Annotated in this window: 23 protein-coding genes; 9 read left to right on the forward strand and 14 right to left on the reverse strand. The window is 60.8% G+C overall.

Annotation, left to right across the window (positions count from 1 at the left end; genetic code table 11):
• Positions 1–140: 140 nt before the first annotated feature.
• Complete coding sequence (locus tag OW493_RS08685) at positions 141–842, forward strand: FadR/GntR family transcriptional regulator (RefSeq protein WP_077377578.1); 702 nt, start codon at positions 141–143, stop codon at positions 840–842.
• 121 nt (positions 843–963) lie between these two features.
• Here the strand turns inward: OW493_RS08685 and dauA are convergent, their stop codons facing one another.
• Positions 964–2,781 (reverse strand): C4-dicarboxylic acid transporter DauA, encoded by a 1,818-nt coding sequence (gene dauA, locus OW493_RS08690; RefSeq protein WP_289863868.1) that lies wholly within the window; start codon positions 2,779–2,781, stop codon positions 964–966.
• 295 nt (positions 2,782–3,076) lie between these two features.
• Between dauA and OW493_RS08695 the strand changes: the two genes are divergently transcribed.
• Positions 3,077–3,265, forward strand: a complete 189-nt coding sequence (locus tag OW493_RS08695; protein WP_084208379.1) for a CopG family transcriptional regulator — start codon at positions 3,077–3,079, stop codon at positions 3,263–3,265.
• 190 nt (positions 3,266–3,455) lie between these two features.
• Here the strand turns inward: OW493_RS08695 and OW493_RS08700 are convergent, their stop codons facing one another.
• Together OW493_RS08700 and OW493_RS08705 are read right to left on the reverse strand one after the other, a co-directional pair.
• Positions 3,456–4,742 carry an FAD-dependent oxidoreductase gene (locus OW493_RS08700; protein ID WP_289863869.1) on the reverse strand — a complete coding sequence of 429 codons (1,287 nt, stop codon included), beginning with the start codon at positions 4,740–4,742 and terminating at the stop codon, positions 3,456–3,458.
• A gap of 244 nt (positions 4,743–4,986) precedes the next feature.
• Positions 4,987–6,396 (reverse strand): sodium:solute symporter family protein, encoded by a 1,410-nt coding sequence (locus OW493_RS08705; RefSeq protein ID WP_289863870.1) that lies wholly within the window; start codon positions 6,394–6,396, stop codon positions 4,987–4,989.
• Between the two features lie 246 nt (positions 6,397–6,642).
• On the opposite strand from OW493_RS08705, the gene OW493_RS08710 reads away from it, so the two are divergent.
• On the forward strand, positions 6,643–7,614 hold the full coding sequence (locus OW493_RS08710) for a LysR family transcriptional regulator (protein ID WP_289863871.1): 972 nt from the start codon (positions 6,643–6,645) through the stop codon (positions 7,612–7,614).
• A gap of 163 nt (positions 7,615–7,777) precedes the next feature.
• On the opposite strand, the gene OW493_RS08715 is transcribed toward OW493_RS08710, so the two are convergent.
• Positions 7,778–9,343: an aldehyde dehydrogenase family protein gene (locus tag OW493_RS08715; protein WP_289863872.1), complete on the reverse strand. Its 1,566-nt coding sequence runs from the start codon at positions 9,341–9,343 to the stop codon at positions 7,778–7,780.
• A gap of 3 nt (positions 9,344–9,346) precedes the next feature.
• Positions 9,347–10,354 (reverse strand): NAD(P)-dependent oxidoreductase, encoded by a 1,008-nt coding sequence (locus OW493_RS08720; RefSeq protein WP_289863873.1) that lies wholly within the window; start codon positions 10,352–10,354, stop codon positions 9,347–9,349.
• A 35-nt stretch (positions 10,355–10,389) separates the two neighbouring features.
• Between OW493_RS08720 and OW493_RS08725 the strand changes: the two genes are divergently transcribed.
• Entirely contained in the window at positions 10,390–11,331 is a 942-nt protein-coding gene (locus OW493_RS08725) for a LysR family transcriptional regulator (RefSeq protein ID WP_279875264.1), read from the forward strand.
• Positions 11,332–11,532: 201 nt separating this feature from the next.
• On the forward strand, positions 11,533–12,069 hold the full coding sequence (locus OW493_RS08730; RefSeq protein WP_289863874.1) for a DUF2628 domain-containing protein: 537 nt from the start codon (positions 11,533–11,535) through the stop codon (positions 12,067–12,069).
• Positions 12,070–12,225: 156 nt separating this feature from the next.
• On the opposite strand, the gene OW493_RS08735 is transcribed toward OW493_RS08730, so the two are convergent.
• Positions 12,226–13,119 (reverse strand): EamA family transporter, encoded by an 894-nt coding sequence (locus OW493_RS08735; protein WP_289863875.1) that lies wholly within the window; start codon positions 13,117–13,119, stop codon positions 12,226–12,228.
• Between the two features lie 284 nt (positions 13,120–13,403).
• Here OW493_RS08735 and OW493_RS08740 point away from each other — a divergent pair, with 284 nt between their 5' ends.
• Positions 13,404–14,339, forward strand: coding sequence for a LysR family transcriptional regulator (locus OW493_RS08740; protein ID WP_289863876.1), 936 nt, complete (start codon positions 13,404–13,406; stop codon positions 14,337–14,339).
• Between the two features lie 95 nt (positions 14,340–14,434).
• Here OW493_RS08740 and OW493_RS08745 read toward each other — a convergent pair whose 3' ends face one another.
• The 3 genes from OW493_RS08745 to OW493_RS08755 all read right to left on the reverse strand — a co-directional run bounded on the left by OW493_RS08745 (position 14,435) and on the right by OW493_RS08755 (position 17,285).
• Positions 14,435–15,931, reverse strand: coding sequence for a YjiH family protein (locus OW493_RS08745; protein WP_289863877.1), 1,497 nt, complete (start codon positions 15,929–15,931; stop codon positions 14,435–14,437).
• 248 nt (positions 15,932–16,179) lie between these two features.
• Positions 16,180–16,536: a RidA family protein gene (locus OW493_RS08750; protein WP_289863878.1), complete on the reverse strand. Its 357-nt coding sequence runs from the start codon at positions 16,534–16,536 to the stop codon at positions 16,180–16,182.
• 110 nt (positions 16,537–16,646) lie between these two features.
• Positions 16,647–17,285: an isochorismatase family cysteine hydrolase gene (locus OW493_RS08755; protein WP_289863879.1), complete on the reverse strand. Its 639-nt coding sequence runs from the start codon at positions 17,283–17,285 to the stop codon at positions 16,647–16,649.
• A gap of 264 nt (positions 17,286–17,549) precedes the next feature.
• Here OW493_RS08755 and OW493_RS08760 point away from each other — a divergent pair, with 264 nt between their 5' ends.
• A complete protein-coding gene (locus tag OW493_RS08760; RefSeq protein WP_289863880.1) occupies positions 17,550–18,215 on the forward strand; it encodes a cold shock and DUF1294 domain-containing protein in 666 nt (221 codons plus the stop codon).
• A 94-nt stretch (positions 18,216–18,309) separates the two neighbouring features.
• On the opposite strand, the gene OW493_RS08765 is transcribed toward OW493_RS08760, so the two are convergent.
• Positions 18,310–18,819: a 2OG-Fe(II) oxygenase family protein gene (locus OW493_RS08765; RefSeq protein ID WP_289863881.1), complete on the reverse strand. Its 510-nt coding sequence runs from the start codon at positions 18,817–18,819 to the stop codon at positions 18,310–18,312.
• A 150-nt stretch (positions 18,820–18,969) separates the two neighbouring features.
• Between OW493_RS08765 and OW493_RS08770 the strand changes: the two genes are divergently transcribed.
• Positions 18,970–20,226, forward strand: coding sequence for an ISL3 family transposase (locus OW493_RS08770; protein WP_289863882.1), 1,257 nt, complete (start codon positions 18,970–18,972; stop codon positions 20,224–20,226).
• Here the strand turns inward: OW493_RS08770 and OW493_RS08775 are convergent.
• Both OW493_RS08775 and OW493_RS08780 read right to left on the reverse strand, forming a co-directional pair.
• On the reverse strand, positions 20,172–20,609 hold the full coding sequence (locus OW493_RS08775) for a hypothetical protein (RefSeq protein WP_289863883.1): 438 nt from the start codon (positions 20,607–20,609) through the stop codon (positions 20,172–20,174). The two genes, OW493_RS08770 and OW493_RS08775, sit on opposite strands and share 55 nt — an antisense overlap.
• 198 nt (positions 20,610–20,807) lie before the next feature.
• Positions 20,808–22,502 (reverse strand): L-lactate permease, encoded by a 1,695-nt coding sequence (locus OW493_RS08780; protein ID WP_136939228.1) that lies wholly within the window; start codon positions 22,500–22,502, stop codon positions 20,808–20,810.
• A gap of 391 nt (positions 22,503–22,893) precedes the next feature.
• On the opposite strand from OW493_RS08780, the gene OW493_RS08785 reads away from it, so the two are divergent.
• Complete coding sequence (locus tag OW493_RS08785) at positions 22,894–23,874, forward strand: DMT family transporter (RefSeq protein WP_289863884.1); 981 nt, start codon at positions 22,894–22,896, stop codon at positions 23,872–23,874.
• Positions 23,875–24,057: 183 nt separating this feature from the next.
• Here the strand turns inward: OW493_RS08785 and OW493_RS08790 are convergent, their stop codons facing one another.
• Both OW493_RS08790 and OW493_RS08795 read right to left on the reverse strand, forming a co-directional pair.
• Complete coding sequence (locus OW493_RS08790; RefSeq protein WP_289863885.1) at positions 24,058–24,708, reverse strand: hypothetical protein; 651 nt, start codon at positions 24,706–24,708, stop codon at positions 24,058–24,060.
• Positions 24,709–24,900: 192 nt separating this feature from the next.
• Positions 24,901–25,305 (reverse strand): YkvA family protein, encoded by a 405-nt coding sequence (locus OW493_RS08795; protein ID WP_289863886.1) that lies wholly within the window; start codon positions 25,303–25,305, stop codon positions 24,901–24,903.
• Between the last annotated feature and the right edge of the window lie 195 nt (positions 25,306–25,500).

Here is a 25,500-nt window from a genome sequence, read left to right on the forward strand (position 1 = left end):
AGAGGGACTTGCGGGGGAGCACCCATTGAGGGGGCTGCCCCGTAGCCTTTCCTCATGCGGCAGGGTTTCCGGTAGAATCGCACACCATCTGACATGCCTGAAGGTGGACCAAGAGTGATGAGAAAGGGCGACATGACACGATGAGTGACGCAGCCAAGCATTCACTGTCGTTGGTGGTCTACGAGAAGATACTCGCCGCTATCATCAGCGGTGACTATCCCGTCAACAAGAAGCTGCCGACCGAGGCGCGCCTCTGCGAGCTGTATGAGGTATCCCGCCCGGTACTGCGGGATGCCCTGGCGCGTCTGCGCGAGGACAATCTCGTCGTGTCGCGGCGAGGGTCTGGCAGTTTCGTCATCAATCGGCCTGACAGTGCCGTGCTCGAGTTCGCTCGGATCTCCAGCATCGCCGACATACAACGCTGCTTCGAGTTTCGCACCAATGTCGAGGCCAGTGCGGCGGGCCTCGCCGCGCAGCGGCGCACGCCAGAGCAGCTGGAGCACATACGTCAGCGTTTCGAGGCCATCAATCAGGCCAACCTCAATCATGATCGCGCCTCCGAGGAAGACTTCGAGTTCCACCTCGCGATTACCGAAGCCGCCAGCAATCACTACTACGCCACCGTGCTGCGTTCGCTGAATCAGAGCATCAAGGAAGGCATGAACTTGACGCGCGGTCTGTCACTGCGTGCCTCCGAGGAGCGCCTGCGGATCGTCCAGGATGAGCATCAGGCGATCATCGATGCGATCGCCGGCAAGGATTCACCCGCCGCGGAAAGCGCCATGCGTGCCCATCTCGAGGGGGCGCGTCGGCGTATGTTCGAGGGGGTGCACACGCCCTAGTCTCACAGGGGGCGGGCGCTCCACCTGCCATTTCAGCTCCACGACAATGCCTCTGATCATTCCCGGTCAGAGGCATTGTCGTCTCTGGAGCGCAATGCTGTCCCCGTGATGGCTGCGCTCGTCACTCGTCTGCCAGCCAGCGCCGTGCGACCGCGAAGGCGCGTGGCAGGTTGCGGCACCAGGTCAGCTCTCCCGTGCGCTTGCGAATGCCGGCCCGGCGCAGCTTGACGATCAGATGGCTGGGGAGCCCCGACAGGACCAGCGCCACGTGCTGGTGGCGCATGTCATCGATCAGTGACTGCAGAGCGACGATGGCCGTGCCGTCCATGCTGGGTACATCGGCCATGTCGAGAATCACGATCTGGACCTTGTCATCGACCAGGCGCAGCGAGGTCAGTGCCTTTTCCGCCACGCCGAAGAACAGGGGGCCGTCGATGTCATAGAGCGCAATCGCTCGGGTGTCTTCTCCCCGGGCATGCGTCTGGCGTGGAGGATCGCTCTCTGGCGCATCGTTCTCTGGCGCATCGTTCTCTGGCGTGTCTGTCTCTGGCATGTCAACGATCTGACGGGTCTGGGTGAGCTGCATCATGCGGCGGATGAACAGCGCCGCCGCCAGGCCGATGCCAACCGCCACCGCCAGTACCATGTTGAACAGCACGGTAAGGCCGAAGCAGATCAACAGGATCGCCACGTCACCGCCGGGGGCAGAGCGCAAGGTATGCACGAAGTGACGAGCCTCGCTCATGTTCCAGGCGACGATGAACAGCAAGGCGGCCAGTGTGGCCATCGGCACTTTTCCCAGCAGTTCCGCCAGCGCGATCACCGCCAGTAGCACCACCGCGGAATGCACCACGGCGGCCAGCGGTGAGCGGGCACCACACCGGATGTTGGTGGCCGTGCGAGCGATGGCGGCGGTGGCGGTGATGCCTCCGAACAGCGGCGCCACCAGGTTGCCCAGCCCCTGGCCGATCAGTTCGGCATCCGGATCATGGCGTGTCCTGGTCAGTCCATCAGACACGACCGAGCACAGCAGGGATTCGATGGCGCCCAGCATGGCGATGGCGATGGCAGGCCCCAGCAATGCGCGGATCAGGGTGAAATCCAGTGGCAGTGGATATCCGTCCGCTCCGGGCAGGTGCCAGGGGGCCAGAAATGCCGGGGCAATCGGAGGGATGCCATTGCCACTGTCGTTCAGCGTTTCCCAGCTGAAGCGTGAGGCAATGGTCTGCACCAGCATTTCATGTGAGTTATCGCCCAGGCCGTGATTGACGGCGTAGGCGGCAAGTGCCCCGACGAACAGGCCCACCAGCGGCGCAGGAATCGGGAGGTGAAGTCGCGGCCATAGCAGCATGACCACCAGCGAAAAGACCCCGATGGACAGTTCGAAAGGATTCAGTGTCGGCAGGGCGGCCAGAATCTGACCGACGTTCTCCACGAAGTGCTCGCCGAGCTGACCGACACTCAGCCCCAGGAAGTCAGGCACCTGCAAGACAGCGATCACGACGGCGATACCCGCGGTAAAACCCAGCACGACGGGATAGGGCACGAACTGGATGAGTCGCCCCATGCGCGCCAGCCCCAGCATGACCAGTATGGCGCCCGCCATCATGGTGGCGATCAGCAGGCCACCGAGCCCGTACTGCTGAACGATGGGGAACAGGATCACCACGAAGGCCGCTGTCGGGCCGGAGACGTTGACGCGTGAGCCGCCCGTGATGGCAATGATCGCCCCCGCGACGATGGCCGTGTACAAGCCATGCTGTGGTGCGACGCCGGCGGCGATGGCCAGTGCCATGGACAGCGGCACCGCCACGGTGCCGATGGTCAGCCCGGCCAGGATATCCTGGCGGAGATCGGTGAGGCCGTAGCCTGAGTGCCAGGCGGAGCGCAGGCCGGTGGCGATGCGGGGGAGGCGCATGGGAGAGCGCTTGGGGGTCATGGTGGTGGGTCCTCGCGGAGGGAGACGCTACGCTGACTCTGGTGCTGGCGTGTCAGGGCATGGCGTGACATGTCCGAACACGACGAATGCATCAGGCAGCAGCAGGGCGGTCGTCCTGGACTGTCTGCCCTGTCATGACGATCTCATGATAAAGAGATGGTAAAAACATTAACATGTCATTGGCATGTTAGTCATCCGCCCCCCAGTGTCAGGGGGCTGGCCTGTCGGGATTAGCTTGTCTGTACCGGACTCTCGGTATTACCATCAGATGTTAATGGTTTTGGGAGAGCCGAGGATGGAAAAGAAGACCGCACGTCTGACCCTGATGATTGACCCCCACAAGAAGCAGGCCTTCGAGCAACTGTGTGCCACGCAGGACCAGACGCCCTCTCAGGTCGTTCGTCAGTTGATCCGCGAGTATCTGCAGGCACATGGTGTCGAGTACGCCTCCCAGCCCGGGCGTCCGCAACCGCCATCTTCCTGAAAGAACGGGTGTGAAGGGCGTTCTGGCAAGCCGTGACTTGGTCTTCGCTGAAGTGGCCTGTGCTGACAAGCTCCGTGCTTACATGGCCTGCGCTGACGCAAGAGACAAGAAGCCCCTGACAGGCGAACCTGTCAGGGGCTTTCACGTTCATGGGCCAGGCCATTCACCCAGCTCTCTCAGATAGGCGAGATCATTGGCAGAACCTGACCGGTGACAGGCTGCGCGCGTAGCCCGGCAGGGGCTCGCCTGCCACCATCCGGGCCACGATATCCCCTGTCTCGGCCGAGAGTGTCAGGCCTAGATGGCCGTGCCCGTAAGCGAGAAGCAGGCCGGGGCAGCCAGGCATTTCGCCCACTACCGGCAGGCCATCGGGGGTGGAGTGGCGCACGCCCATCCAGTGGCGGGCGACGTCGAGGGGCTGACCGAAGAGTGTCTCGCCCCATTGTGTGAGGGCTTGCCAGCGCTGTGGCGAGGCGGGGCGCGAAGGCGCACAGAACTCGGTGGTGCCCGCCAGGCGAATGCCTTCCGCCATTGGCGAGGCGTAGAAGTGATGCGCCAGCCAGCCTACCGGGCGGGAGAGTGGCAGCTGGGTGTCGAGTTCGATGTGATAGCCGCGCTCACTGACCACCGGCAGACGCTTGCCGAGTCCCGCCAGCAGTGTGTTGCTCGCGATACCGGCACAGACCACGACATGGGGGACCTCGTGGGAGGTGGTGGCGGTGTCGATGCGCCACCCACCACTGGCCAGCGGCGTGAGGGCGTCGACCCGCTGCGCCGTCCACTCAAGGCCACCGTCTTCCAGCTGTGCGAAGAGCTGGCGGCTGAGTGACAGCGGGCTGGTGAGGTGGCGGGTGTCAGGGAAGAACAGGCCGCCTGCCAGCCCCTTCGGGTTGAGCGACGGTTCCATGTCCCGCAGCTGGCTCGCGCCCAGCGGCTGACATTCGACCCCGTCACGGCGCTTGGCCTGGGCCATCTTCTCCAGCGCTGCCGGGGTGATGGCGGTGTCGCGCTGGATCTGCAGGCAACCTGTCTGGCTGGCCAGCGCAGTGGTCGCTTTGGTCTGCAGGTCATCGATCAGGGCATGCTGTCGTTCGACGGCATTGGCCAGCAAGGCGATCAGATCTGCCTTGTGGCGCTGGAAATTGGTGGGCGTTGCCGCCTTGAGGAAACGCCAGCCGAAGTCCGCCAGCGCGGGGGTGTGGCGCAGGGCGATGGCAAGGGAGGGCTGCCTGCTCAGCAGGTGGCCCGGCAGCTGGCGCAGGGTATCTCCGCTGGCCATCGGCGAGGTGGCGTAGTTGGCGATCAGACCGGCGTTGCCGAAGGAGGTGCCTTCGCCGACGGGATTCGGGTCATACAAATGAACGTGATAGCCACGTGCCTGCAAGGCGCGGCAGGTCGCCAGGCCGATGATGCCGGCGCCGATGACGGCAATGCTGTCGTGGCTCGACACTCGGGCGGCGGGGGATTGCGGGGTCATCGCGCGTACTCTCTTTGCCGGTCATGCCGGGCGGATTGCCCGACATGATCAGCGTGATGAAGACGGTGTGAGGGTCGTGACAGGGCCATGACAGAGCTTGGAAAGCCTTGGTCGAGCGGCACAGACCCTGCCGATGGCTCAGTTGTCGCGGTAGAACTTCCAGGAGGCGATGGCGATGACCACGGCGGTGAGGATGCTCAGCAGACAGATGGTGTAGAGAGTGAATCCGAACATGGTCAGGTCCTCAGGAGTGGGTGGGCTGGATCGGGGCGTTCTTGCCGTTGTGGTCTGGCGCCGCGTTCAAGAACTGGTAGACGAGGGTGAAGGCCACGATATTGACGATGACGCCAGCAATCAGTGGGGTGAGCCCGGTGAGGGCTTCCAGTTCCAGGCCACTCCATTTCCACATGCTGGTGGCCAGGGCGCCGGCGATCATCGCGGCCACACCAGCACGCTTGCAGCGAATCCTGAACAGCACGGCGAAGATGAACGGCAGCAGGATGGTCGGCGCCCACAGGGCGTAGCTCAGCAGCAGCGCATCGATGATCGAGGTGGCGTAAAGCGCGAACAGGATGGCGCCCAGGCCGATGGCCAGATTGACGCCGCGCTCGATCCACAGCTGTTGCTTGCCGGACATGGCGGGGTTGATGAAGGGCTTGTAGATGTCGGTCACGAAGATGACCGCTGCCGAGTTCAGATAGGAATCCGCCGTTGACATCACCACCGCCAGCAGTGAGGCCAGCACCAGCCCGGTCAGCCCCAGCGGCAGAGCGTCGCGGATCAGTTCCGGCATGGCCTGATCCGGCGAGATCTGCGGATAGAGCACCAGCGCGATCAAGCCGATGGTGGAGCTGACGGCATAGAACAGCAGACCGAAACCACCGGCCAGCGAGTAGCCGATCCTGGCATGACGGGAATCCGGTGCGGACAGGGCGCGCTGGGTGTAGGGCGGGACGAGGGTCTCGCCGAGCAGGAAGGCGATGAAGATGCTGATGAACATCAGCGGCGTGTAATCGCCCATGAGGCTGAAGTGTTCGCTGGGGAGTGCGGCGATCAGGGCATCCGGGCCACCGATCTTGTCGAGCCCGACGATCATGGTGATGGGCAGGAAGACCGCGAGCATCACGAACTGCACCACGTCAGTCTGGATCACGGCCCACATGCCGCCGGCCGTGGAGTACACCAGTACCACTGCCATGCCGATCAGGATGCCGGTGCTGATCTCGATGCCCAGGATGGCATTGAAGACGGTGCCGATGGCCAGCGCCTGGGCGCCGAGGATGCCGATGCAGAAGATCAGGGAAAAGATGCCGGTCAGCAGGCGGGCGCTGCGACCATAGTGATGCGCCATGATGTCACCGACCGTCTGTGCCCCTGCATAGCGCTTGAGGCGTGGCGCGATGTAGAGGCCCGCGATGATGGTAGCGATGGGGAAGGCGGAGGCCGCGAACATGAAGGCGTAGCCTTCATCGAAGGCCTTGCCGGCGCGTCCCATCGAGGCACCACCGCCGAGGAAGGAAGCGGCGAGCGTGGCGAACAGCACCGGCCAGATGATCTTGTTGCCGGCGACAGCGAAGTCGGCACTGCTGGATGTCTTCCTGGCACTGCGATAGCCGATATACAGCAAGATGGCGAAATACAGCAGTAGCCCCATGAGGTCGATCGTGTGCATTGTCTGTGGCCCTTTGTTGTTGGTTATGAGGGTCTGGTCAGCTTCCTCCCGCTGGGGGTATAAGCACAACTAAAGGCTGTCTATTAAGTCATAAGAACAATTTAGAGCCTATTCACGAGAGGCTAGTCTTGAGCATCCAGTCCCAAGCGTACATTCTCGAACGCCAGGCACGAGGGCCTTGCCACGAGAGTCCCGTCACGAGAGTCCCGCCACAAGAGCCCAGTTGTCATGAAACTCAGACATAACCTGCGTCAGTTGCAGATCTTCCAGGAAGTGGTGCGCACGGGCAGTCTCTCCCAGGCAGCGCGTCGGCTTGGCTTGACGCAACCGGCGGTGAGCACGGCGATCGCCAATCTGGAGAGTGACGTCGGGTTTCTGCTCTTTCGGCGTAACCACTATGGCACCCAGTTGACACCGGAAGCCGTCCATCTGGCGGAGGGTGTCGACAAGGTGCTGGCATCGGTGGGGCATCTGGATGAACTGACGGATGGTCTGCGTGATGGTCACGCCGGCAAGCTCACCGTGGCCTCGATGCCGGGGCTTTCGCCGACGGTGATGCCTCGAGTGATGTCAGGCTATCTTGCCGACTTCCCCAGGAGTCGTCTGTCGCTGCAGACGTTCAGTTCACGCAAGATCGCCGAGTGGGTCGCCGAGGGCCAGTTTGACCTCGGGGTCATCGAGGCAGACGCCGCGGTCGAGGAGCTGGTGCTGGAGGAGTATCAGCTCTGCATGGCACTGGCCGTGCCTGTCATGCATCCGCTGGCGCAACGCGAGGTCTTGTTCCCACAGGATCTGGCCGGGGAAACCATCATCACGCTGGATCAGCACCATCAGAGTACCTTGAAGCTAGCGCGTGCCTTTCAGCAGGCAGGCATGACGCTGCAGGCAAGCATCGAGACGCATCTGTTTCCCTCGGTCGCGATGCTTGTCAATGAAGGGATAGGCATTGCCTTGATCGATCCGGTGACGGCGGAGGCGATGCTGGCGCGGCGCGATTGCCAGCTGCGCGTGGTGCCATTCGCGCCGACCATCAACCTGGATGTCGCGCTGGTCACCTCGCGTTTTCATCCCGTCTCGCGTCAGGGGCAGCGCTTCATACCCTATCTGACGGCGGAGCTTGCTGCCTGGCAGCAGCGCTCGAAGGAGCGTTATGCCGTGACGATGCCGGAGGATGGCGAGGATGCCGCCCCCATGGTGTGAAGCCACTCATGATGGGTCACCGTCACGGACCTGGTCATCTCCCTCGGCGATACTGCCGACAACAATACCCTCGCCAAATAAGCACCAAGGCCCCACCGCTGATGGGCGGTGGGGCCTTGGTTGCCGTTTCAGGCGTGACCGAAGGGTCAGGGTCGCAGAGCCCTCATTCCAGACTCGCCCCATAGCCGAAGCTGGCGGCCGGTTCGGCGGCGGTCTCGACCCACACGCTCTTCACTTCGCTGTATTCGCGCAGCGCATCCAGCCCGGAGGAGCGGCCATAGCCACTCTCGCCGTAGCCCCCGAAGGGGGAGCTGACGTGAATGGTCTTGTAGCCATTGACCCAGAAGGTACCTGCGCGCACCTGACGCGCCACGCGGTGGGCGCGCCCGACATCACGCGTCCAGACGGCACCGGCCAGCCCGAAGCGACTGTCATTGGCGATGCGGATGGCGTCGGCTTCCTCCTCGAACGGTATGGCGACCACGACCGGGCCGAAGATCTCCTCCTGCGCGCAGCTCATGGCGTTGTCGCCCAGCAGCACCGTCGGCGCGACATGATAGCCGCCGGTGTCCGGGATGGGGTCTGCTGAGCCATCCGCCAGGCGCGCGCCGTCTTCGATGGCCCCGGCAAGCATCGACGTCACATGCTGGTATTGCTTCGCGTTGTTGATCGGGCCGATCTGGGTCGCCGGGTCCTGCGGATCACCAAGGGTGAATTGCGTGGCGGCCTCGGCCAGCGCGCTGGTGAACTTCTCGTAGATAGAGGCCTGTACCAGCAGGCGCGAACCCGACACGCAGCTCTGGCCGGCACCGGAGAAGATGGCCGCCTGAGCGCCGCGCAGTGCCACCTCGAGATCGGCATCCTCGAAGACGATATTGGCCGACTTGCCGCCCAGCTCCAGCACGCTGGGAATGCAGCGCTGTGCCGCGGCGGTGGCGATATGGCGGCCGGTGGCGGGCGAGCCGACGAACACCACCTTGCGGATATCGCCCTCGGCGATGAACGCCTGGCCAATGGTATGACCGTAGCCTGCGATGACGTTGACCAGCCCACGCGGCACGCCGGCGCGCTCGATCAACACACCGAGTGCCAGCGAGGACAGCGCCGTCAGCTCCGAAGGCTTGAGAATCACTGCATTGCCGGCGGTGATGGCCGGGGCGATCTGCCAACCGGCGGTGAAGATCGGCGCGTTCCATGGCGTGATCTGCAGCACGGTGCCCAGCGGCTCATAGGTCACGTAGTTGAGGTGTGAGGTCGGGACCGGAATCACCTCGCCGTGCAGCTTGTCTGCCCAGCCCGCGTAGTACTCGAACATCTCGGCGACCTTGGCCACCTCGACACGCGCATCACGAATCGGCTTGTTGGCGCTCAGTGCTTCGAGTTCGGCCAGCGCCTCGGCCTGCTCACGAATCAGGCTGCCTATCTGGTAGATGACGCGCCCACGCGCCTGGGCGGTCATGGCAGCCCACTGCGGTTGCGCCTGACGCGTGGCGGCATTGGCGAGCACGACCTGAGCGCGATCGGCATCCGGGAAGGACAGCATCAGGCTGTCATCATGGGCGTTGCGTACCTCGATGGCGTCACCCGTGCCAGTGACGAACTCACCACCGATCAGGCTGCTGACGACAAAACTGTCGTCAGGAGATTGGCTGCTGCTCTGAAACGCCTGCATCAGCTCGGCGATGCGCTGAGCAATCGGGGAGGTCGGGGTCATGTCCTGGGTCAGCATGGCTTATTCTCCGTGGCCAAAGAGGGTCGGGTCGGTGCGTTGCACGATGGCGCAGAAGTCTTCGCTGTCATCCAGCGTCGCACTGCTCTCGTCCCAGAGCTTTGCGACGGTACTGGAGAGCGGAAGCGCCAGCCCCAGTTCTGCCGTCAGATCACTGGCCAGTCCGACATCCTTGCGCATCAGGCCCATGGTGAAGCCGGAATCGTAGGCCTTGTTGATCACCCAGCTGGGGAACATCACCTGACTCGCGCCGCTGCGTCCCGAGCCCGCATTCACGCCTTCCAGCAATTTCTCTGGGGAGACACCCGCCCTGGCGGCCATGGAGACGGCTTCCGCCGTGCTGATCAGATGGCAGGCCGCCAGCATGTTGTTGGCGATCTTGGCGACATTGCCCGCGCCACAGCGACCGACGTGCACTCGGCTGCCGCTCATGGCCTCCAGCACCGGCATGGCGCGTGCCAGCACCTCATCTTCGGCGCCGATCACCATCGACATGCTGCCGCTCGCGGCGCCCTTGGGGCCGCCGGAGACGGGGGCGTCGATGAAGTCGATACCGCGCGTCGCCAGCGCCGCTGCCACCTTGCGGCTGGTCTCGGGAGTCGAGGTGGTGGTGTCGATCACGATCAGTCCCGGCCTGGCCATGGCCAGCAGGCTTTCGGCCTGGCGGTCTTCTGCTGCATCGCCGCCTAGACACAGGCGTTCGACATGCTCGGCCTTGGGCAGCGAGAGGATCACCACATCGCTCTTCGCGAGCAGCTCGATGAGGGAATCGACCGGCGTGACGCCTGCCGCAGCCGCCTTGTCACGCGCAGCCTGAGAGAGATCGAACCCGAGGATGGGGAAGTCGTGGCGGGCGAGAGTCGCGGCCATGCCGCCGCCCATGTTGCCCAGTCCGATGACACCGACGGTTGTTGTCATTGTGTGATTCCTGTCGTGGTGAAAGGGGGAGTAGCACCCGGTGACTCGAGTATGGACAGCGCTTCTGTGTTCCAGCAATAATCCCGAATTCACTTTAATGTTGCCTTCAAGGCAATGCTGGGGGCGTGATGAGTCTGGTGCAGGAACGACGTATCAGTCATTTCCACGAGGCCGCCAGACTGGGCAGCGTGCGGGCAGCGGCGGATTTCCTGAATGTGGCACCGTCTGCGGTCAGCCGACAGATCACCCAGCTGGAGCATGAACTGGGCATGCCGCTGCTTGAGCGTCATCGACGTGGGGTCAAGCCGACGGAAGCCGGCGAGCGGGTGCTGGAGTACTACCGTCAGCGTCTGGCGCAGCAGGAGGTGCTGCTCGAGTCGTTGCAGTCATTGAAGGGGCTGCAGAGTGGCTCATTGGTATTGGCCATCGGCGAGGGCTTCATCGAGGGACTGGCAGGGCCCTTGAGCCGTTTTTCCGCGCGCTATCCGGGCATCGAGCTCAAGGTGAATCTATGTGGCAGCAATGAGGTGATCCGTCAGGTCGTCGAAGACGAGGCGCATCTGGGGCTGGTGTTCCATCCGGCAAGTGATCCAAGGATTCGCGCGCACGTCTCGCGCCCTCAGCCGGTGTGCGCGGTGGTCAATCCGGCGCATCCTCTGGCGCGTCAGGCGACGGCGGCTGTGCCCGAGCCATTGTCGCTGGCGGCGCTCGACGGCCATGCCCTGGCGCTGCCGGAGGTGTCGTTCGGCATTCGCCAGATCGTCGCGCAGGCGGAGCATCAGGCCGGGGTGATGCTGAGCCCGACGCTCACCTGCAACGCGCTGGCGATGCTCAAGCAGTTCGCGCTGCAGGGCGGCGTGACCCTGCTGCCGGATTTCGTGGTCAGTGAAGAAGTGGCAGCGGGCAGGCTATCTCGACTGTCGCTTCAGGAAGCGCCTTTCATCACGCCGCATGTGCAACTGATCAGTCGACTGGGCCGGCAACTGAGCGTCGGTGCCGATCGACTGCTTGGCCTGCTGCGCGAGGACATGACGGCCTTTGCGGATACAGGGCTCACAGATGGCGCCTGAATCCACGGGCGTCGGCAAGCAGTGCGGGTCAGTTGAGGTCGCGCAGCGTGGCTGACAAGCCTGATGGGAAACAATGAGATAGCGCCAGCGAGGTTCATGGTCCTGACAAGTGGTCAGCGGTATAGTGCGAGGCTTGTGTCATTTGTCCCGAGCCTCGTGCAGCCCGCGGCCTGCTCGGCATCACAGACAAGGATTCCCTCGATGGCTTCATTTTGTATTCTGACGCACCCCGAACACGGGACGCGTGCCGTCAAGATCGGCTGGTCCTGGCCGGCCTTCTTCTTCGGCCTGTTCTGGGCACTCTACAAGCGCATGTGGTTGCTGGCGGCGAGTCTGTTCGGCTTCATCGTGCTCAGCTCGGTCTTCATTCCCGCGACGATGGAAGGGCAGCTGATTTCCAATGTCCTGTTCCTGGGCTTGAACCTGACTATCAGCATGAAGGGCAATCAGTGGTACGCGAGCCTGCTGGAAACCCAGGGCTTCACCCGAGAGGCCCAGGTCGAGGCGCGCAACCCCGGTGATGCGCTGGCCGTGCATGCCAACTCGCTGAAGGCGTCTGCGGCCGACATCCGCGACCATGAACAACGTGGCACTCACAAGCAGGATCTCCCCGTGGATCACCGGGATGAGCAGGAAAACAGGCGCGACCGCAATGATGGCAGGGATGATGAGGATAACGGTGATGGTGGCGCAGGCGGCAAGGGGGGCGGCAACACCTCTGGTACCTTCATCGGCTAGGAGAATTACACACGCTGGTGACGGGCCGCAGACACCCCAGCGCCAGACAGCCTGATAGCAGGCACGTTATCGACCGGAACGGCGCTTCACATTGTGGAGGTGCTGCTCCGGTCGATGGCATTTCTGGGGTCAGACTTCAGCGCCATGTGAATCAGGTCAGTGAAGCTCGGTTGACAGTTGATGGGAAGTGGCGGGTCCTGATAGCGTCACTCCAAGCGATGCCAGCACCACCAGGCCAATGGCCATCCACTGCAGAAGTACCAGCTCCTGCCCCAGCAGTAGCAATGCCGAGAGTGCAGCTGCGGCAGGCTCCAGGCTCATGAGTGTGCCGAAGGCGGGGGCGGAGAGCCTGGGAAGCGTATACATTTCCAGTGCGTAGGGAATCGCCGCCGAAAGGACTGCCACACCCAGCGCCAGTGGCAGGATGTCCCAGGACAGCAGCGCGCTGCCTGCCTCCCATATGCCTATGGGCGTCACGACCAATGCTGCTACCGCCATGCCCAGCGCAACGGCCGAAGTACCATGTCGATTGCCTGCTCGCTGGCCGAACAGGATGTAGCCTGCCCAGCAAGCTCCTGCGCCCAATGCACAGACAACACCCCACGGGTCGATCGGGCCTGAATCCTGTGGCCCGAGAGTCAGTAGCATGACGATACCCAGGATAGCGAGGCACACCCAGGCAAGGTCACCTCTACGTCTTGAACACAGCAATGCAACGCTCAAGGGGCCGGTGAATTCCAGTGCAACGGCGATACCCTGTGGAATCGTCTGCAGAGAGGTGTAGTAGAGCAGGTTCATCATGCCCAGGGCCGCACCATAGCCGAGGATGATCGGCCAGTCGGCTATCGTGATGGGCTTTCGCCATGGCCGGAGTACCGCAAGCAGCAATATTGCGGCGACCAGCAAGCGCAATGTCGTGACACCGCTGGGTCCTATACTGGGGAACAGGCTCTTGCCGAGAGATGCGCCGACCTGGAAGGACGCGATGGCAACGATCAGAATCATCACCGGCCATATGCGATGGACGATGTCTTGAACAAAGGGGGGCATGACGGACTCCGGTAGCGACTTCCCAAGGGTGGCGTAGGGAAGTCATGGCGCAGGTGTTTTTCTGAAGATGCTGTGTTTTTCTGAAGAAGCTGTGTTGGCCTGAGTGGCACTTGGCTCTTTTATTTGTCGCTTGATGATGGGAGGCGATGGGCGAATTTCATGGTGTGCCTTTCACCGTGGTTGTCAGCGCCATGAATCCGGTTATATTCGAAGTCTTGCCAGATGGCATGGCTAGCCTTCTGGCGTGAAAAATCGAGCAAACCACAAACGCAGGTGGCACTTAGATGCTGGGCAATCTTCACGATATCGATCTCAAGTTGTTACGAGTCTTTCATGCTATCTGTGAGTGTGGTGGCTTCACTCAGGCACAACTGCGGTTGGGCATGAGCCAGGCAAGCATCAGTACCAAGATGGCGCGCCTCGAGGGGCGCCTGGGGTATCGGTTATGCCACAGAGGGAATGCCGGGTTCAGCCTGACACCGGAAGGCACTCAGTTGCTGCGCAGTACCCAGCGATTGCTGGCGGCGGTAGACGCTTTCGTCGATGAGGCTGGTGACGTCGGACAGCAACTCAGTGGTGAGCTCAATCTGGGAATCATTGATAATGCGGTCTCCAATCCGGACTTTCGGGTGGCCGATGCTCTCGAGGTATTCCTGGCCGAGGCCCCCGGCGTCAGTGTCAATATCAGTGTTGGTGATCCTGCCGATCTGGAAGCTCAGGTGCTGGATGGTCGCTTGCATCTGGCGATCGGTCTCTTCAATGGCAGTCGTCAGAACCTGGATTACCTGCCGCTCTATCAGACCACTCATGGCTTGTTCTGCGGGCGAGAGCATCCTTTGTTTGCCATCGAGGACGAAGAACTTACCGAGGATGATCTGCATAAAGCCCTGTGTCTGGATACCGGCTATCTGGACACGATAGAGGGCTTTCAGCGCGATATGGGGCTGGGTCAGGTCAAGAGCGATACGCATCAGAATGCTGAAGGCGTGGCACTGTTGGTTCTCTCAGGACGCTATGTTGGCAACTTGCCCGTGTCCTACGCGCAGCGCTGGGTAAAGGAGCAGCGGCTGCGCTTGTTGAAGCCGGATGTCAGTCTGGTGACATCGACTGTCACTGCCATCCATCGTGCTCAACGACCGCCTGCTGCCTTGGTGCGTTTTCTTGAGGTGTTGCGCTTGCAGCATGGATCAGCCCGAAGTGCTTCAAGCCAATCCCTCTGACGGGTGCTTGTGAGCCGAATCCTTGTGAACAGGCATCGGCATGCACTGATGTCGTTGCAATGACAACGCGTGCCAGTGCATGCCGGTTGTGGGGGTTACAGAATGAATCGTCCCATCAGGCTGAGGATCGGGATCGCGATCAATAGACGTAACAGCCAGATCATGAACAGCTGCAAAAGATTCAAACCAATGCGCGCCTTGAGAATCACGATGGCCACTTCCGTCAGGAAGATGATGCCATTCACGGCAGCCCCGGCGACCACGAAGCGTGTCAGTTCGCTTTCGATGCTTGAACCGAGAATCACGGGCATCAGAAGGTCAATGAAGCCCGTCAACATGGCGGTTGCGGCGATTCTGGCTTCCGGCAGTCCCATCAGCTCCAGGTAGGGCACCAGGGGAGTCGCCAGCACCTCGACGACCGGGGTGTACTTGATCAACGCAAGCCCCAGGACACCCAGGATCATCATGGTCGGGTAGACCGTGATGGAAAGGTCGGCAGCTGCGTACAGTGAGCTCTTGAGCTTTGCCAATGGCTTTTTCGCCCTGTCGGCACGCTCGATGCCGCGTCGCAAGGCCCAGCCCAGCAATGGCTCGTCAGCGGCGCGATCTTCCTGTTCCGGTTGAGGCGGCTCATCATCGCGCGTCAAGTTCGCGACTCTGCTCAGCGGTGGCAGGCGTGGAACGATCAGGGCACAGACGATACCGGCCAGGGTGACCGACAGATACCAGCCCAGAAAGACGCGTTCCAGATTGACGAAGCTCAGCACCACATAAGCGAAGGCGATGGAGACGATCGAATAGTTCGTCGCAATCGTCGAAGCCTGACGTTTGGTGTAGTGACCATCATGATACTGCTGTGAGGTCAGAATGATGCCCACTGAGGAGGCGGACAACCAGGAAGCCAGACAGTCGATAGCGGCACGTCCCGGCAGCTTGAACATGCGCTGGAAGGGACGATTGATCATGACGCTGATGAATTCCATCAGGCCGTAATCCGTTAGCAGCGGCAGCAGAATGGAGCTCAGGAAGAACAGCGTCAGCAGAATCGGCGCCACTTCATACAGCAGGACGCCACCAGTATCCTTGTCCCACACCCAGACGGGCCCAACTTCGAAGTACACCATCAGCAGTGCCGCGGTGCCAGCCAGGCGCAGCAGCAGCCAGCCCGGGCGGGCATTGAAGAGCTGAAAGAAGGGATGTGGATGACGTTTCAGGGCGGGGGACAACAGAATGACCAAACTGAAAAGCGATGGGATCACCACGATGATGATGGCAATCGTCATCATGTAGGGAGCTACCATTGCGGTGACCTGACTGATCAGATAAGCAATGGGCACCGTCCACTGGCCCCCCAGCAGCATTGGTGTCATGAATAGCAATACGCCAATCAATGACGGTATCAGAAATCTGAGTAGTCGCTGAGTGCTGACGGGTTGTCCAGTGGAGTGAGTGCTATCCAGCAGGTCGATATTTCCCCGACCTGTACTTGCCTCACGGCGGGTAGGTTTCATGTCAGTTGCCTCGATATTGTAATTATCATGTACTGCTGGCAGTAGGTCTTCGCGGATATTGTCTTCACGTGCTTCATGCACATGCAGTGCCAGGCATATGCAGCTTCACAACGCCATGGGCGGGAGACTCGCTTGCGGGCTGTCCATGCTGCATCGCAGGGTGTCAATCCGTTGCCATTTCTTTCCCTGTCCTTGCCGGGAGCGAACAGGCATGAACGACGCCGTGCTGGCGCTTCATTGAGCCGGTTGACCCTGAGATAGTCATCTCACCGCCTCGCCATCCACTCGCTTGATCGTGAGACGGTGACGAGGCGGTGAGCCCGTGAATTTCAGCTCTCTGGCAATGCGGCAATGACCATCATCTCGACCTTCCACTCAGGTTTGGCGAGCACAGCCTGCACTGCAGCACGCACCGGCGGATGTTGCGGTGAGACCCAGGCATCCCAGACCTCGTTCATCTCGGCAAACTCGGCCATGTCAGTTACCCAGACCTGAGCTGAGACGAGGTGATGCTTATCCGTGCCGGCGCGTGCCAACAGGGCATCGATCTGTTCAAGAATCTGGCGAGTCTGGTCTCCCATGCCGGCGGAAGCGTCGTCAGCCACCTGGCCTGCCAAGTGAACGGCCTTGCCGTGAATGGCGACCTGGCTCATTCGGCGGCCTGAATCAATGAATTGCAGTGTCATGATGAATTCCTTTCGAGAGGTAAGCGGGAGAACATTCAGTATTTCTTGCCCAGGAATGGGAGGGAGACTCCGTGCAAGAGCAGGCGTACTGACTAGGATGATCGGGGGATTCAGACACGGCGTTCAGGCTTGATATGGCTGTCCATTGCACTGAGCATGCTATCCAGGGAGCGCCGCGCGCCACGCTGCAGGTACTCCATGGCCTCCAGCGCACCTTCATGCGCTCGGTAGGACGATCCGGCTACACAGTCTTCGGCGACACGACAGAAGTAATCTCCTTGATGGCCATCAACGAAGGTGTAGTGCACGCAGACATCGGTCAGGCCGCCGCACAGCAGCAGAGTGTCGACATCCAGGCCACGCAGTAGAATCTCGAGGTCCGTGCCATAGAATGCCGAGTAACGGCGCTTCTTGATCAGATAGTCATCTTCGCGATAGCCAAGTTGCTCAGCGGCGATCTCGGTATGTGGGTGGCCTTCGATGCAGTGGCGATCTTCATCGCCATCCAGCTCGCGACCAAAGTCGATGCCGTCCGGACGATGGACTTCCTGAATGAAAATGACGGGAATATCGCGTTCGCGCGCCTTGTCGATCAACTTGCGTGACAGGGCCATGCGCTCGACATAATCCGGCATGTGGGCGATGGCACGCTTGTCCTGATTGATGAAGGCGCCCGCCAGGATGTCGATGACGATGAGGGCCGGGCGGCCTTCGATGATCTTGCGGTTCTTGGCGTCAGGGGTAGACATGATGGGCTCCAGCAACGGGTGGTGGTGTTATTGTCGGGAATGTTGCACCGCGTGAGGGCAGCGATGATTGACGAGAATCATCCTGCTACAGGTCTGAGCATTCGGGAATTTCGCGCTGGTGATGTGTACATTGCGCTGCCGTTAACTAGCTGATGAGTTACGGTTAAATTATTGATATATAATTTTTTTGTACCGACGTGATGCTGGATCATGTGGTGGTGATGCTAGTTCAAAAGGTCGTGTACGAGAACTGCCATTGTTTCGATGGTGATGCTGAAAAGAGAAGATGCAATGAATCATCAGGGAAGATTGACGCGCTGGAACGATGACAAGGGCTTCGGCTTCATCACGCCGGAGTCGGGGGGCAAGGATGTCTTTGCCCACATCAGTGCGTACAAGGGGCGCGGGCGGCCGAAAGCCAGTGCGCAGGTGCAGTATCAGTTGGGCATGGATGAGAACGATCGCCCACGAGCCACACGCTTTCGCACGCATGGAGCAGGGGCTTCCACTACTTCTGCTGGAGTGGGGCTTGCCTGGTTGGTGGTGTTGGTCGTTGCGGTCGTGCTAGGGGCAGGGTGGTGGCAAGGGCGTCTGCCATGGATGTTGCCTGCAGCGTATCTGGGCATGAGTCTGGTGGCGTATCTGGCTTATCGAGTCGACAAACAAGCAGCCACACAGGGTGAGTGGCGTGTGTCCGAGGGGAAATTGCACCTCATGGAGCTGCTGTGTGGCTGGCCGGGCGCGCTGATCGCCCAGCAGAGCCTGCGCCACAAGACGCGCAAGACAAGCTACCGGCTCGTGTTCTGGGGTGTGGTATTGATCAACATCGCGGCCGTGAGCTGGCTGACGCTCTCGCCGGATGCCGCGGCCATTCGTGATTTGCTCGGCTTTCCCGTCATGGCAGGCGAGGCCATGATCAGGTGGTCATGAACGGATGATCGAGCGGCGTTATCGATCGCATGACAACGACAAAGGGGGCCTATGATAGGCCCCCTTTGTCGTTGTTGCTCACTGGTGTGTGCCATCAGAACGGTGCGTAATCATCCTGTTTGACGCTTGAGGCGACCCAGCGGTCTCTGGCAGGTATCGCCCGGCGTTGCGCGCCCTGTGGCGGTATCTGGCCTCGCTCACCATACAGCCACAGCACCAGGTTGGAGCGCTGGCCGCTGGTGATCGGCTGCGCGGCATGCGGCACATTACCGCGATGCAGCATGGCCGAGCCGGGCGTGAACGAGAAGCGCACTGCGTCTCCGCTCGCGGCGTCCAGAACATCCAGTTCAGAGCCCTCGAAGGTCTCGTCGGGCAGGTTCATGTTGATGTTGAGGGTCACGGACGAGGCATCAGTATGCGGCCGAATCGAGGCGTCCGTGGTGGGCTGATAGTGGATCGAGAAGCCGAAGGACTGGCTGTCGTAGCCGATGATTTCCGGGAACAGCAGCCGCGAGATCGGACGCATGTAGGTATCCAGCAGCTGCTGATAGAACGCCTGGAAACTCGGTGCCGCCAGATAGCCCTGTGAGCGACGGTCGAGCATGGCGCCGCGCCGATTGAGCACGATGCCGTAGGGCGGGCGCAGCGGAATACCGGCATCCCATGCCTTTTCCAGGCTCTTCGACGCCAGGTGTGGAATTAGTGCCCTGGAATGGTCCAGGATATGGGCCCCCGAACAGACTGGAGAATTGACATGGATGGTACTCAGATCCTGACCCTTGGTTTGGGCTTGCAAGCGCCTTGGAAACTCAAGGACCAGCATCTGGATACCACGTCATCCCCGCATCGCCTCGAGCTTTACGTGGAAGTCGATCGGGGGAGCCTCTATGCCTGCCCGGAATGCGGTAAGGCATGCCCGGCGCATGACTTTGCCGACAAGTCCTGGCGACACCTGAACTTCTTTCAGCATCATTGCTATCTCCATGCCCGCGTTCCTCGCACCCGGTGTCCAGAGCACGGCGTCAAGCGAGTCGAGGTGCCCTGGGCTCGCCCTGATAGTGGCTTCACACTGTTGTTTGAACAGGCTGCCATGTCGTTGGTCAGGGAGATGCCTGTGCTCGCCGTCTCTCGGCAATTGGAAGTCACTGACAAGCGTCTGTGGCGCATCGTGCATCATTACGTAGGCCGCATGCTGGGAGACCTGGATCTTTCTCAGGTTGCCAATGTCGGGGTAGACGAAACGGCATCACGTCGAGGGCAACGCTACGTCACCGTATTTCTCGATATGCAACGCCAACAAGAGCCGGTGATCTTTGCTGTCCAAGGACGTGGCAAAGAGACGATCAAGGCGTTCAGCGCCTTTCTGGAGGCACATGGCGGCGCCCCGGGCAATGTGGTTGAAGTCGTGTGTGACATGTCTCCGGCCTTCCTCAATGGCACTGCCGAACATCTCCCTGATGCTCGAGTGACGGTTGACTGGTTCCATATCGTGCAGACGTTCACCAAGGCGTTGGATGAAGTGCGTAAGCGGGAACGTCGAGAAAAAGCCCATCCCAAGGCTCTGCGCTGGGCAGTGCTGAAAAGCATGGATAACCACAACCTGACGGAAAAGCAGCTGGTCGCCCTCCGGGAGCTGGTTGCTGACCAAGGGGCTACCGCGAATGCATGGATCATCAAGGAAAAGCTGAGGTGGATTCGTCGCGCACCGACAGCGCGCGGGGCTCGTTGGCGCATCACGAATTACCTCAATGTGATACGTGAGGCATTCGCCGGCCACACGCTTCTCAATCCAATGGCAAAAGCACTCAATACGTTGGAGCGACATGCCGACCAGGTTGTGAGGCGCTGGTATTCAGGCCTGACGAACGCACGTCTGGAAGGCATGAATGGCCTCTTTCAGGCTGCCAGATCTCGCGCTCGCGGCTACCGGAACGAAAGCAATTTCATTGCGATGATCTACCTGATCGGCAGCCCCGTGGGGCGCATGCTGGATGAAGCCAAATCCACATGAAACGTCGAAGAGCCCTTTTCCAGCAGGTTGCGCAAATCAGCAATGCGCTCGACATCGAAGAGCTGGAACTGATAGACGTCAGTGGCGACTTCTGTCATCAGCGCCTTGACGTCCGTCTCGCGCTCGGGATTCTCCCACGCCTGCTTGACGGCAGTGCGCAGCGCCTTGTCGATCAATCCACTGTCGAGGATGGCGAGGTCGTCTTGCTCAACGGCTTCCCATTCACGCCAGGCGTCACTCAGCAGTTGACGGTGGCTGTCCCAGAATTGCTGGACGGAGGGGGCGCGCCGCAGCATGGCTTCGCGGGAAGGCAGTTCGAGCTCGCGGGCTTGCTGCAAGCGGGTCTGCTGTAATCGGGTGGGGTGCAATACAGAGTGGGTCATGGGGTGTCTGCTCCAGAAACTTGCGGCATGAAGGCTGCCGTTTCGATGATATGGGGCAATTTATTACGCCGTGCCTTGTTGATAAACAGGCCCCTGGAGTAAACACATTCAATATTCTATTGATGATCTCCATACGACAGCAGGCCCGCACACAATGCGGGCCTGCTGTCGTATGCCATAGTGATACGTGGCGCTCTGTCAGCGCATCAAGCCATCCACCACGCCCAGTCCATGGAAGGCGATCATGCCGATGATGCCGGCGAAGATCACGTAGTAGAGCGTCGGCAGGATCGTCTTGCGCAGCGTGATGCCTTCACGCCCCAGTAGCCCGACGGTCGCCGAGGCGGCGACCACGTTGTGGATGGCGATCATGTTGCCGGCAGCCGCGCCGACGGCCTGGAGGGCGACCATCATGGCGCTGGAGATGCCCAGCGCGCCTGCCACATTGAACTGGAAATCCGCCAGCATCAGATTGGAGACGGTGTTGGAGCCGGCGATGAAGGCCCCGAGGGCTCCGACGCTGGGGGCGAACAGCGGATAGATGTCGCCCACGCTGTCAGCGATGAACTGCGCCATGGCCACCGGCATCGAGACCAGATCTGCCTCGTTCACGCCGGAGTTGATCAGGATGCGCACCATGGGGATCGTGAACAGCAGCACGAAGCCTGCGCCCAGAATCGTGCGGCTGGATTCCGTGACGGCGGCACTGACATCCTGCATGCGCATGCGGTGCAGCACGACGGTCAGCAGCACCACGATCACCAGGATACCGCCGGGCAGATACAGTGGTTGCAGACTGCCGGAAATATCACTCTCGCCCAGGATACCGCTCCAGCCGAAGCTCAAGGAGGTCAGCGCTTCCTTGAGCGGCTCGATGACGCGGGACATCACCAGCAGCACTGCCAGCAGTACGTAGGGCAGCCAGCCCATGCCGACCGAGAGCGGCGTGCGGCCCTCGACGGGCTCCAGCGTCATGTCCAGCTTGCCCACCCATTCCTCGGGCCAGTGGTCAGCGTTCGGGAAGTCCCAGGTCCTGCTGGGCAGCAGAAAGCCCTTGCGCGCCGCGGGTACCACGATGGCGAGGCCCACCATGGCGCCGATCATCGAGGGGAATTCCGGCCCGAGCAGCAGGCCGGCCAGTACATAGGGCACCACGAAGCAGACACCCGCGAACAGCGCGAAGGGAGCGACTTCGAGTCCCTCGCGCCAGGAGCGATTGGCCCCGAAGTAGCGCACCATCACCGCCACCATGATGAGTGGCATGCAGATACCGATGATGCCGTGGGTAATGGCGACTTCCGAGGTGATCAACTGGAAGTAGCTGTCCCAGCTTGACCCGTTCGCGGCCAGAGCGTCACTGACGCCAGCCTTGTCGAGTCCTCCCGAGACACCGACGACGATGGGGGTGCCGACAGCACCGAAGGAGACCGGAGTGGATTGCACCATCATGCCGACCACGACGGCGGCCAGTGCCGGGAAGCCCAGTGCCACCATCAAGGGGGCAGCGACGGCAGCGGGTGTGCCGAAGCCTGAGGCACCCTCGATGAAGCAACCGAACAGCCAGGCGACGATGATGGCCTGTACTCGCCGGTCCGGGCTGATGCCGGAGAAGCCATTGCGGATCGCGGCAATGCCGCCGGAGTGCTTGAGCGTATTGAGCAGCAGCAGGGCACCGAAGATGATCCACAGGATCGCCACCGTCAGTATCAAGCCCTGCAACGATGAGGCCATGACACGTGTGAAGGTCATGTCCCAGGCAAGCAGGGCGATCAGGGCCGTGACCACGAAGACGATGGGCATGGCAATGCGGGCAGGGATTCTGAACCCTATCAGCAAGATACCAGCCAGTATCAATGGCGTGAACGCCAGAAGCGCCATCCATGATGCATTCATGTCAATACTCTCCTTCGCATGAAAGGGTGATTGTCTTTTTGTTGGTTTTTGTCACTGCAATGTGAAGGTTGATCCAGAGTTTGGCGTTGAGTTTTCATCCACACTGCGGGAAATCACCGTAGGGCTCACCAGATCAAGGTAAGCGAGGAAAACATTCTTGGCGACGTCATGTTGACTGGTAATACCAGTGTCAAACACCGTTTTGAAGACGCGAATATTCGAAGTTTTTCATGAGGTTATGAAAGCCCTGGATAGGCAGTCATGGAGTTTCAGAGACTCTGGTTACGACCAATGAGGGATGGGTTTATGTGTCTTGAGGACTCTTGTTACGCTGCGATTGCGGCTGATAAATCATCGAAGATCTGATTTTTCCTGAGACAAGGGAGCATGAATGGCAAAACTGGGTAGTGTGTTGGTCGTATTGGCCGCTTTTCAATGGGGGCTGACAGGTGGGATTGGCAGCTTGCTGATGTCCTGGGGCTGGGAGGCTGAAGTCATTTCCTTCTGGCGTGCCCTTGTCGGGTTCATCTGCATGCTGGCCTGGATGGTATTGCTGGGCTACCACAAGGTGCCGGCCAGGAAACCGCTCGCGTTGCTGGGGTGGTCGCTGCTGGCGGGAGTAGGGGTCGCCGGCAACTTCATGTTCTATTTCACGAGTGTCAGCATGAGTGGTGTCGCCGTTGCTGCGACTCTCATGTATAGCGCGCCGATTTTCGTCTATATCACGTCATTCCTGGCCCGGGTGGAACGCCCGACACCGATGAAGCTGATTTCCATCGTCGGTGTGATGATCGGCATCGTACTGCTGACGGGGGTGCTGCAATCCGGGAGTGGCAAGGTGACTCCCCTGGGTGTCCTGTTCGGACTTCTGGCGGGTGTGTCATACGCCATCTTCATCTTTGCCTTCAAGTCAGCCACGCGTCATGGCAGCACCCCTGGGGTATTGGCCATCGCGTTGGGCGTGAGCAGTCTGGTGATGTTGCCGTTGACGAATCTTTCACAGGCAGTGGCGGTCCCCTTCGCCGATGAACTGTGGCTGATTCTGATATTCGGCCTGGTGGGGGGAGGGTTCTCCTTCTATTGCTATGTGATCGGCCTGAAGAATACCTTGCCGTCGGTGGCTTCCATCATCGCCATGATAGAACCGATCACGGCCACCTTGTTCGGGGTGTTCGTGTTGGGAGAAGGCATGGACATGATGCAGCTGGCAGGGATGGCGCTGATTCTCGTGGCGATCACGACCCTGAGCCTGGCGCAGAATGGCCCTGAGGTATTGCTTCGCCTGCCGTTGGGCCTGCGGGGCGGAAAGCCGCGCAACATGACGGCCTCCACCCGTGAGGAAGGTGGCGGTACTCAGGCCAGCAAGGGATGAGGCTGCAGACGACTGGTTTGGACAGACGAAGCCGATTGCCAGGATGAAATGACCTGAGAGAAGCAACGAATGGCATGGCCATGCAAGAACGCCTCGACCACCATGTGGTCGAGGCGTTCTTGTACAAGGGGCGGACGACAGCCGTCAGATGGCGGGTGGAGAAACGACCGCGACGTGCCTCAGTTAGGGTTGGCTGGCCTGGATGAAGAAGTCATTCATCGTCAGCTGAAGATATTTCTTCATCATGTCGCGGGCAGGCATCAGCATGCGATCCCCGAGGTCAAAGTTGCCGGTCTGATGAGGTACGGAGTCCTTGACCGTGTAATCCTTGCGATAGAGGAGTTGCTCATCCTTGTCATAGAGGCAGTACACCACCTCGAAATCGGCAATCACATCGAAGTCTTCATTGGCGATGCCGAAGGTGAGCAGATTCATCGGCAGATTCTTTGCCATCAGATAGTCGAGATAGACGGGGCCACGGTTCTCGTGGGCCTGAATCTCGACCTTGAGGCGATAGTCCTTCTCGCGGGCATCGTGCGTGATCACCGAGGTGCTGGGTAACTGTTCGCGCAGCAGCAGGTCGAAATTCTTCATGGGCGGTGAAGAGGCGCGCGGCAGTTTCACGCTGCCCAGTGGGCGCATGGCTTGGGTCGCGGCACCCGAGAACAGATTGGCCTGAGGCTGGCTGTAATAGATGTCGGGGTAGAACGTCTTGTGTTCATAGGCCAGAGACTGCACCGGCTTAATGTTGGGCATATCGATCTCGGCACGCGAGGCGCAACCGGTCATCAGCAGCAGCGCGAGACCTGCCGTGGCGAATTTCAACATTGTCATGGAGGCATCCTGCGCTTTCGGGGGGGGCTCGTGGGCATGAAGAGATGACTTCACGGTAACACGCACGGTGTCACCCGCTAAACGAGCGCTCTACACGGCATTCAACACTGTTGACACCCTGTACATGACGGGGAACTCGTGGCCATTGGGCCGTCACGAGGGGGGAGGCGCTGCCAGGCGCGTCGTCTGCCGTCAATCGAACCAGCGCTTGAGCACCTTGTCCGCGCGTGCGCGATGTTCCGGCTTGATATGGGCCGCCACGATGGCCACCGCGCCCGCCATCAAGGTGATGTCGTCGGTGTAACCCAGCAGGGGGGTGAAGTCCGGCAGGGCATCGATGGGGGAAATGAAGTAGCCCAGCGCGCCATAGATGGTGGTTCTGGCCCAGACGGGGGTATCGGAATCCTGCGCCGCGAAGTACATGCGCAGGGCGGGATTGAGTGCTGTCTGGCCGGCCTTGCGGGCGACCGACGAGACCTTGTGCCAGAAACCTTCCTCGCTGTACTCGGAGGCGTGGGCCGTGAGGGGCTGTGCATCCGGTGCCGGCAATCTGGGTGTCTCGGGTGGAGTGGACGTGGTGGTCGTGTCCTTGCTCATGGGGTGTCCTCCGTCAGCTCACGAGGATGGCGATGACGGCCAGCCTCGCGCTTGATCGTATCATGCCTCCCTATGACAGATGTCGCCCAGCCACGTTCCCTGCAAGGTGTCCTCCCATGCGGACGTGCCATAACGACGCCTCCCCGCAGACAGTGATGTGGGCGGGGAGGCGTCGTGGGTCTAGAGGCCATCGGA

It is taken from the genome of Cobetia sp. 14N.309.X.WAT.E.A4, assembly GCF_030397495.1.
Classification (GTDB): Bacteria; Pseudomonadota; Gammaproteobacteria; order Pseudomonadales; family Halomonadaceae; genus Cobetia; species Cobetia marina.

Coding starts and splice junctions, on each gene's coding strand:
- OW493_RS08775 (WP_289863883.1), bottom strand. CDS start 20,609: ATGACCCACTCTGTATTGCACCCCACCCGATTACAGCAGACCCGCTTG.
- OW493_RS08700 (WP_289863869.1), bottom strand. CDS start 4,742: ATGACCCCGCAATCCCCCGCCGCCCGAGTGTCGAGCCACGACAGCATT.
- OW493_RS08770 (WP_289863882.1), top strand. CDS start 18,970: ATGGATGGTACTCAGATCCTGACCCTTGGTTTGGGCTTGCAAGCGCCT.
- OW493_RS08780 (WP_136939228.1), bottom strand. CDS start 22,502: ATGAATGCATCATGGATGGCGCTTCTGGCGTTCACGCCATTGATACTG.
- OW493_RS08730 (WP_289863874.1), top strand. CDS start 11,533: ATGGCTTCATTTTGTATTCTGACGCACCCCGAACACGGGACGCGTGCC.
- OW493_RS08795 (WP_289863886.1), bottom strand. CDS start 25,305: ATGAGCAAGGACACGACCACCACGTCCACTCCACCCGAGACACCCAGA.
- OW493_RS08715 (WP_289863872.1), bottom strand. CDS start 9,343: ATGCTGACCCAGGACATGACCCCGACCTCCCCGATTGCTCAGCGCATC.
- OW493_RS08755 (WP_289863879.1), bottom strand. CDS start 17,285: ATGTCTACCCCTGACGCCAAGAACCGCAAGATCATCGAAGGCCGCCCG.
- OW493_RS08785 (WP_289863884.1), top strand. CDS start 22,894: ATGGCAAAACTGGGTAGTGTGTTGGTCGTATTGGCCGCTTTTCAATGG.
- OW493_RS08685 (WP_077377578.1), top strand. CDS start 141: ATGAGTGACGCAGCCAAGCATTCACTGTCGTTGGTGGTCTACGAGAAG.
- OW493_RS08740 (WP_289863876.1), top strand. CDS start 13,404: ATGCTGGGCAATCTTCACGATATCGATCTCAAGTTGTTACGAGTCTTT.
- OW493_RS08695 (WP_084208379.1), top strand. CDS start 3,077: ATGGAAAAGAAGACCGCACGTCTGACCCTGATGATTGACCCCCACAAG.
- dauA (WP_289863868.1), bottom strand. CDS start 2,781: ATGACCCCCAAGCGCTCTCCCATGCGCCTCCCCCGCATCGCCACCGGC.
- OW493_RS08705 (WP_289863870.1), bottom strand. CDS start 6,396: ATGGGGCTACTGCTGTATTTCGCCATCTTGCTGTATATCGGCTATCGC.
- OW493_RS08710 (WP_289863871.1), top strand. CDS start 6,643: ATGAAACTCAGACATAACCTGCGTCAGTTGCAGATCTTCCAGGAAGTG.
- OW493_RS08735 (WP_289863875.1), bottom strand. CDS start 13,119: ATGCCCCCCTTTGTTCAAGACATCGTCCATCGCATATGGCCGGTGATG.
- OW493_RS08765 (WP_289863881.1), bottom strand. CDS start 18,819: ATGCTCGACCGTCGCTCACAGGGCTATCTGGCGGCACCGAGTTTCCAG.
- OW493_RS08790 (WP_289863885.1), bottom strand. CDS start 24,708: ATGACAATGTTGAAATTCGCCACGGCAGGTCTCGCGCTGCTGCTGATG.
- OW493_RS08725 (WP_279875264.1), top strand. CDS start 10,390: ATGAGTCTGGTGCAGGAACGACGTATCAGTCATTTCCACGAGGCCGCC.
- OW493_RS08760 (WP_289863880.1), top strand. CDS start 17,550: ATGGTGATGCTGAAAAGAGAAGATGCAATGAATCATCAGGGAAGATTG.
- OW493_RS08750 (WP_289863878.1), bottom strand. CDS start 16,536: ATGACACTGCAATTCATTGATTCAGGCCGCCGAATGAGCCAGGTCGCC.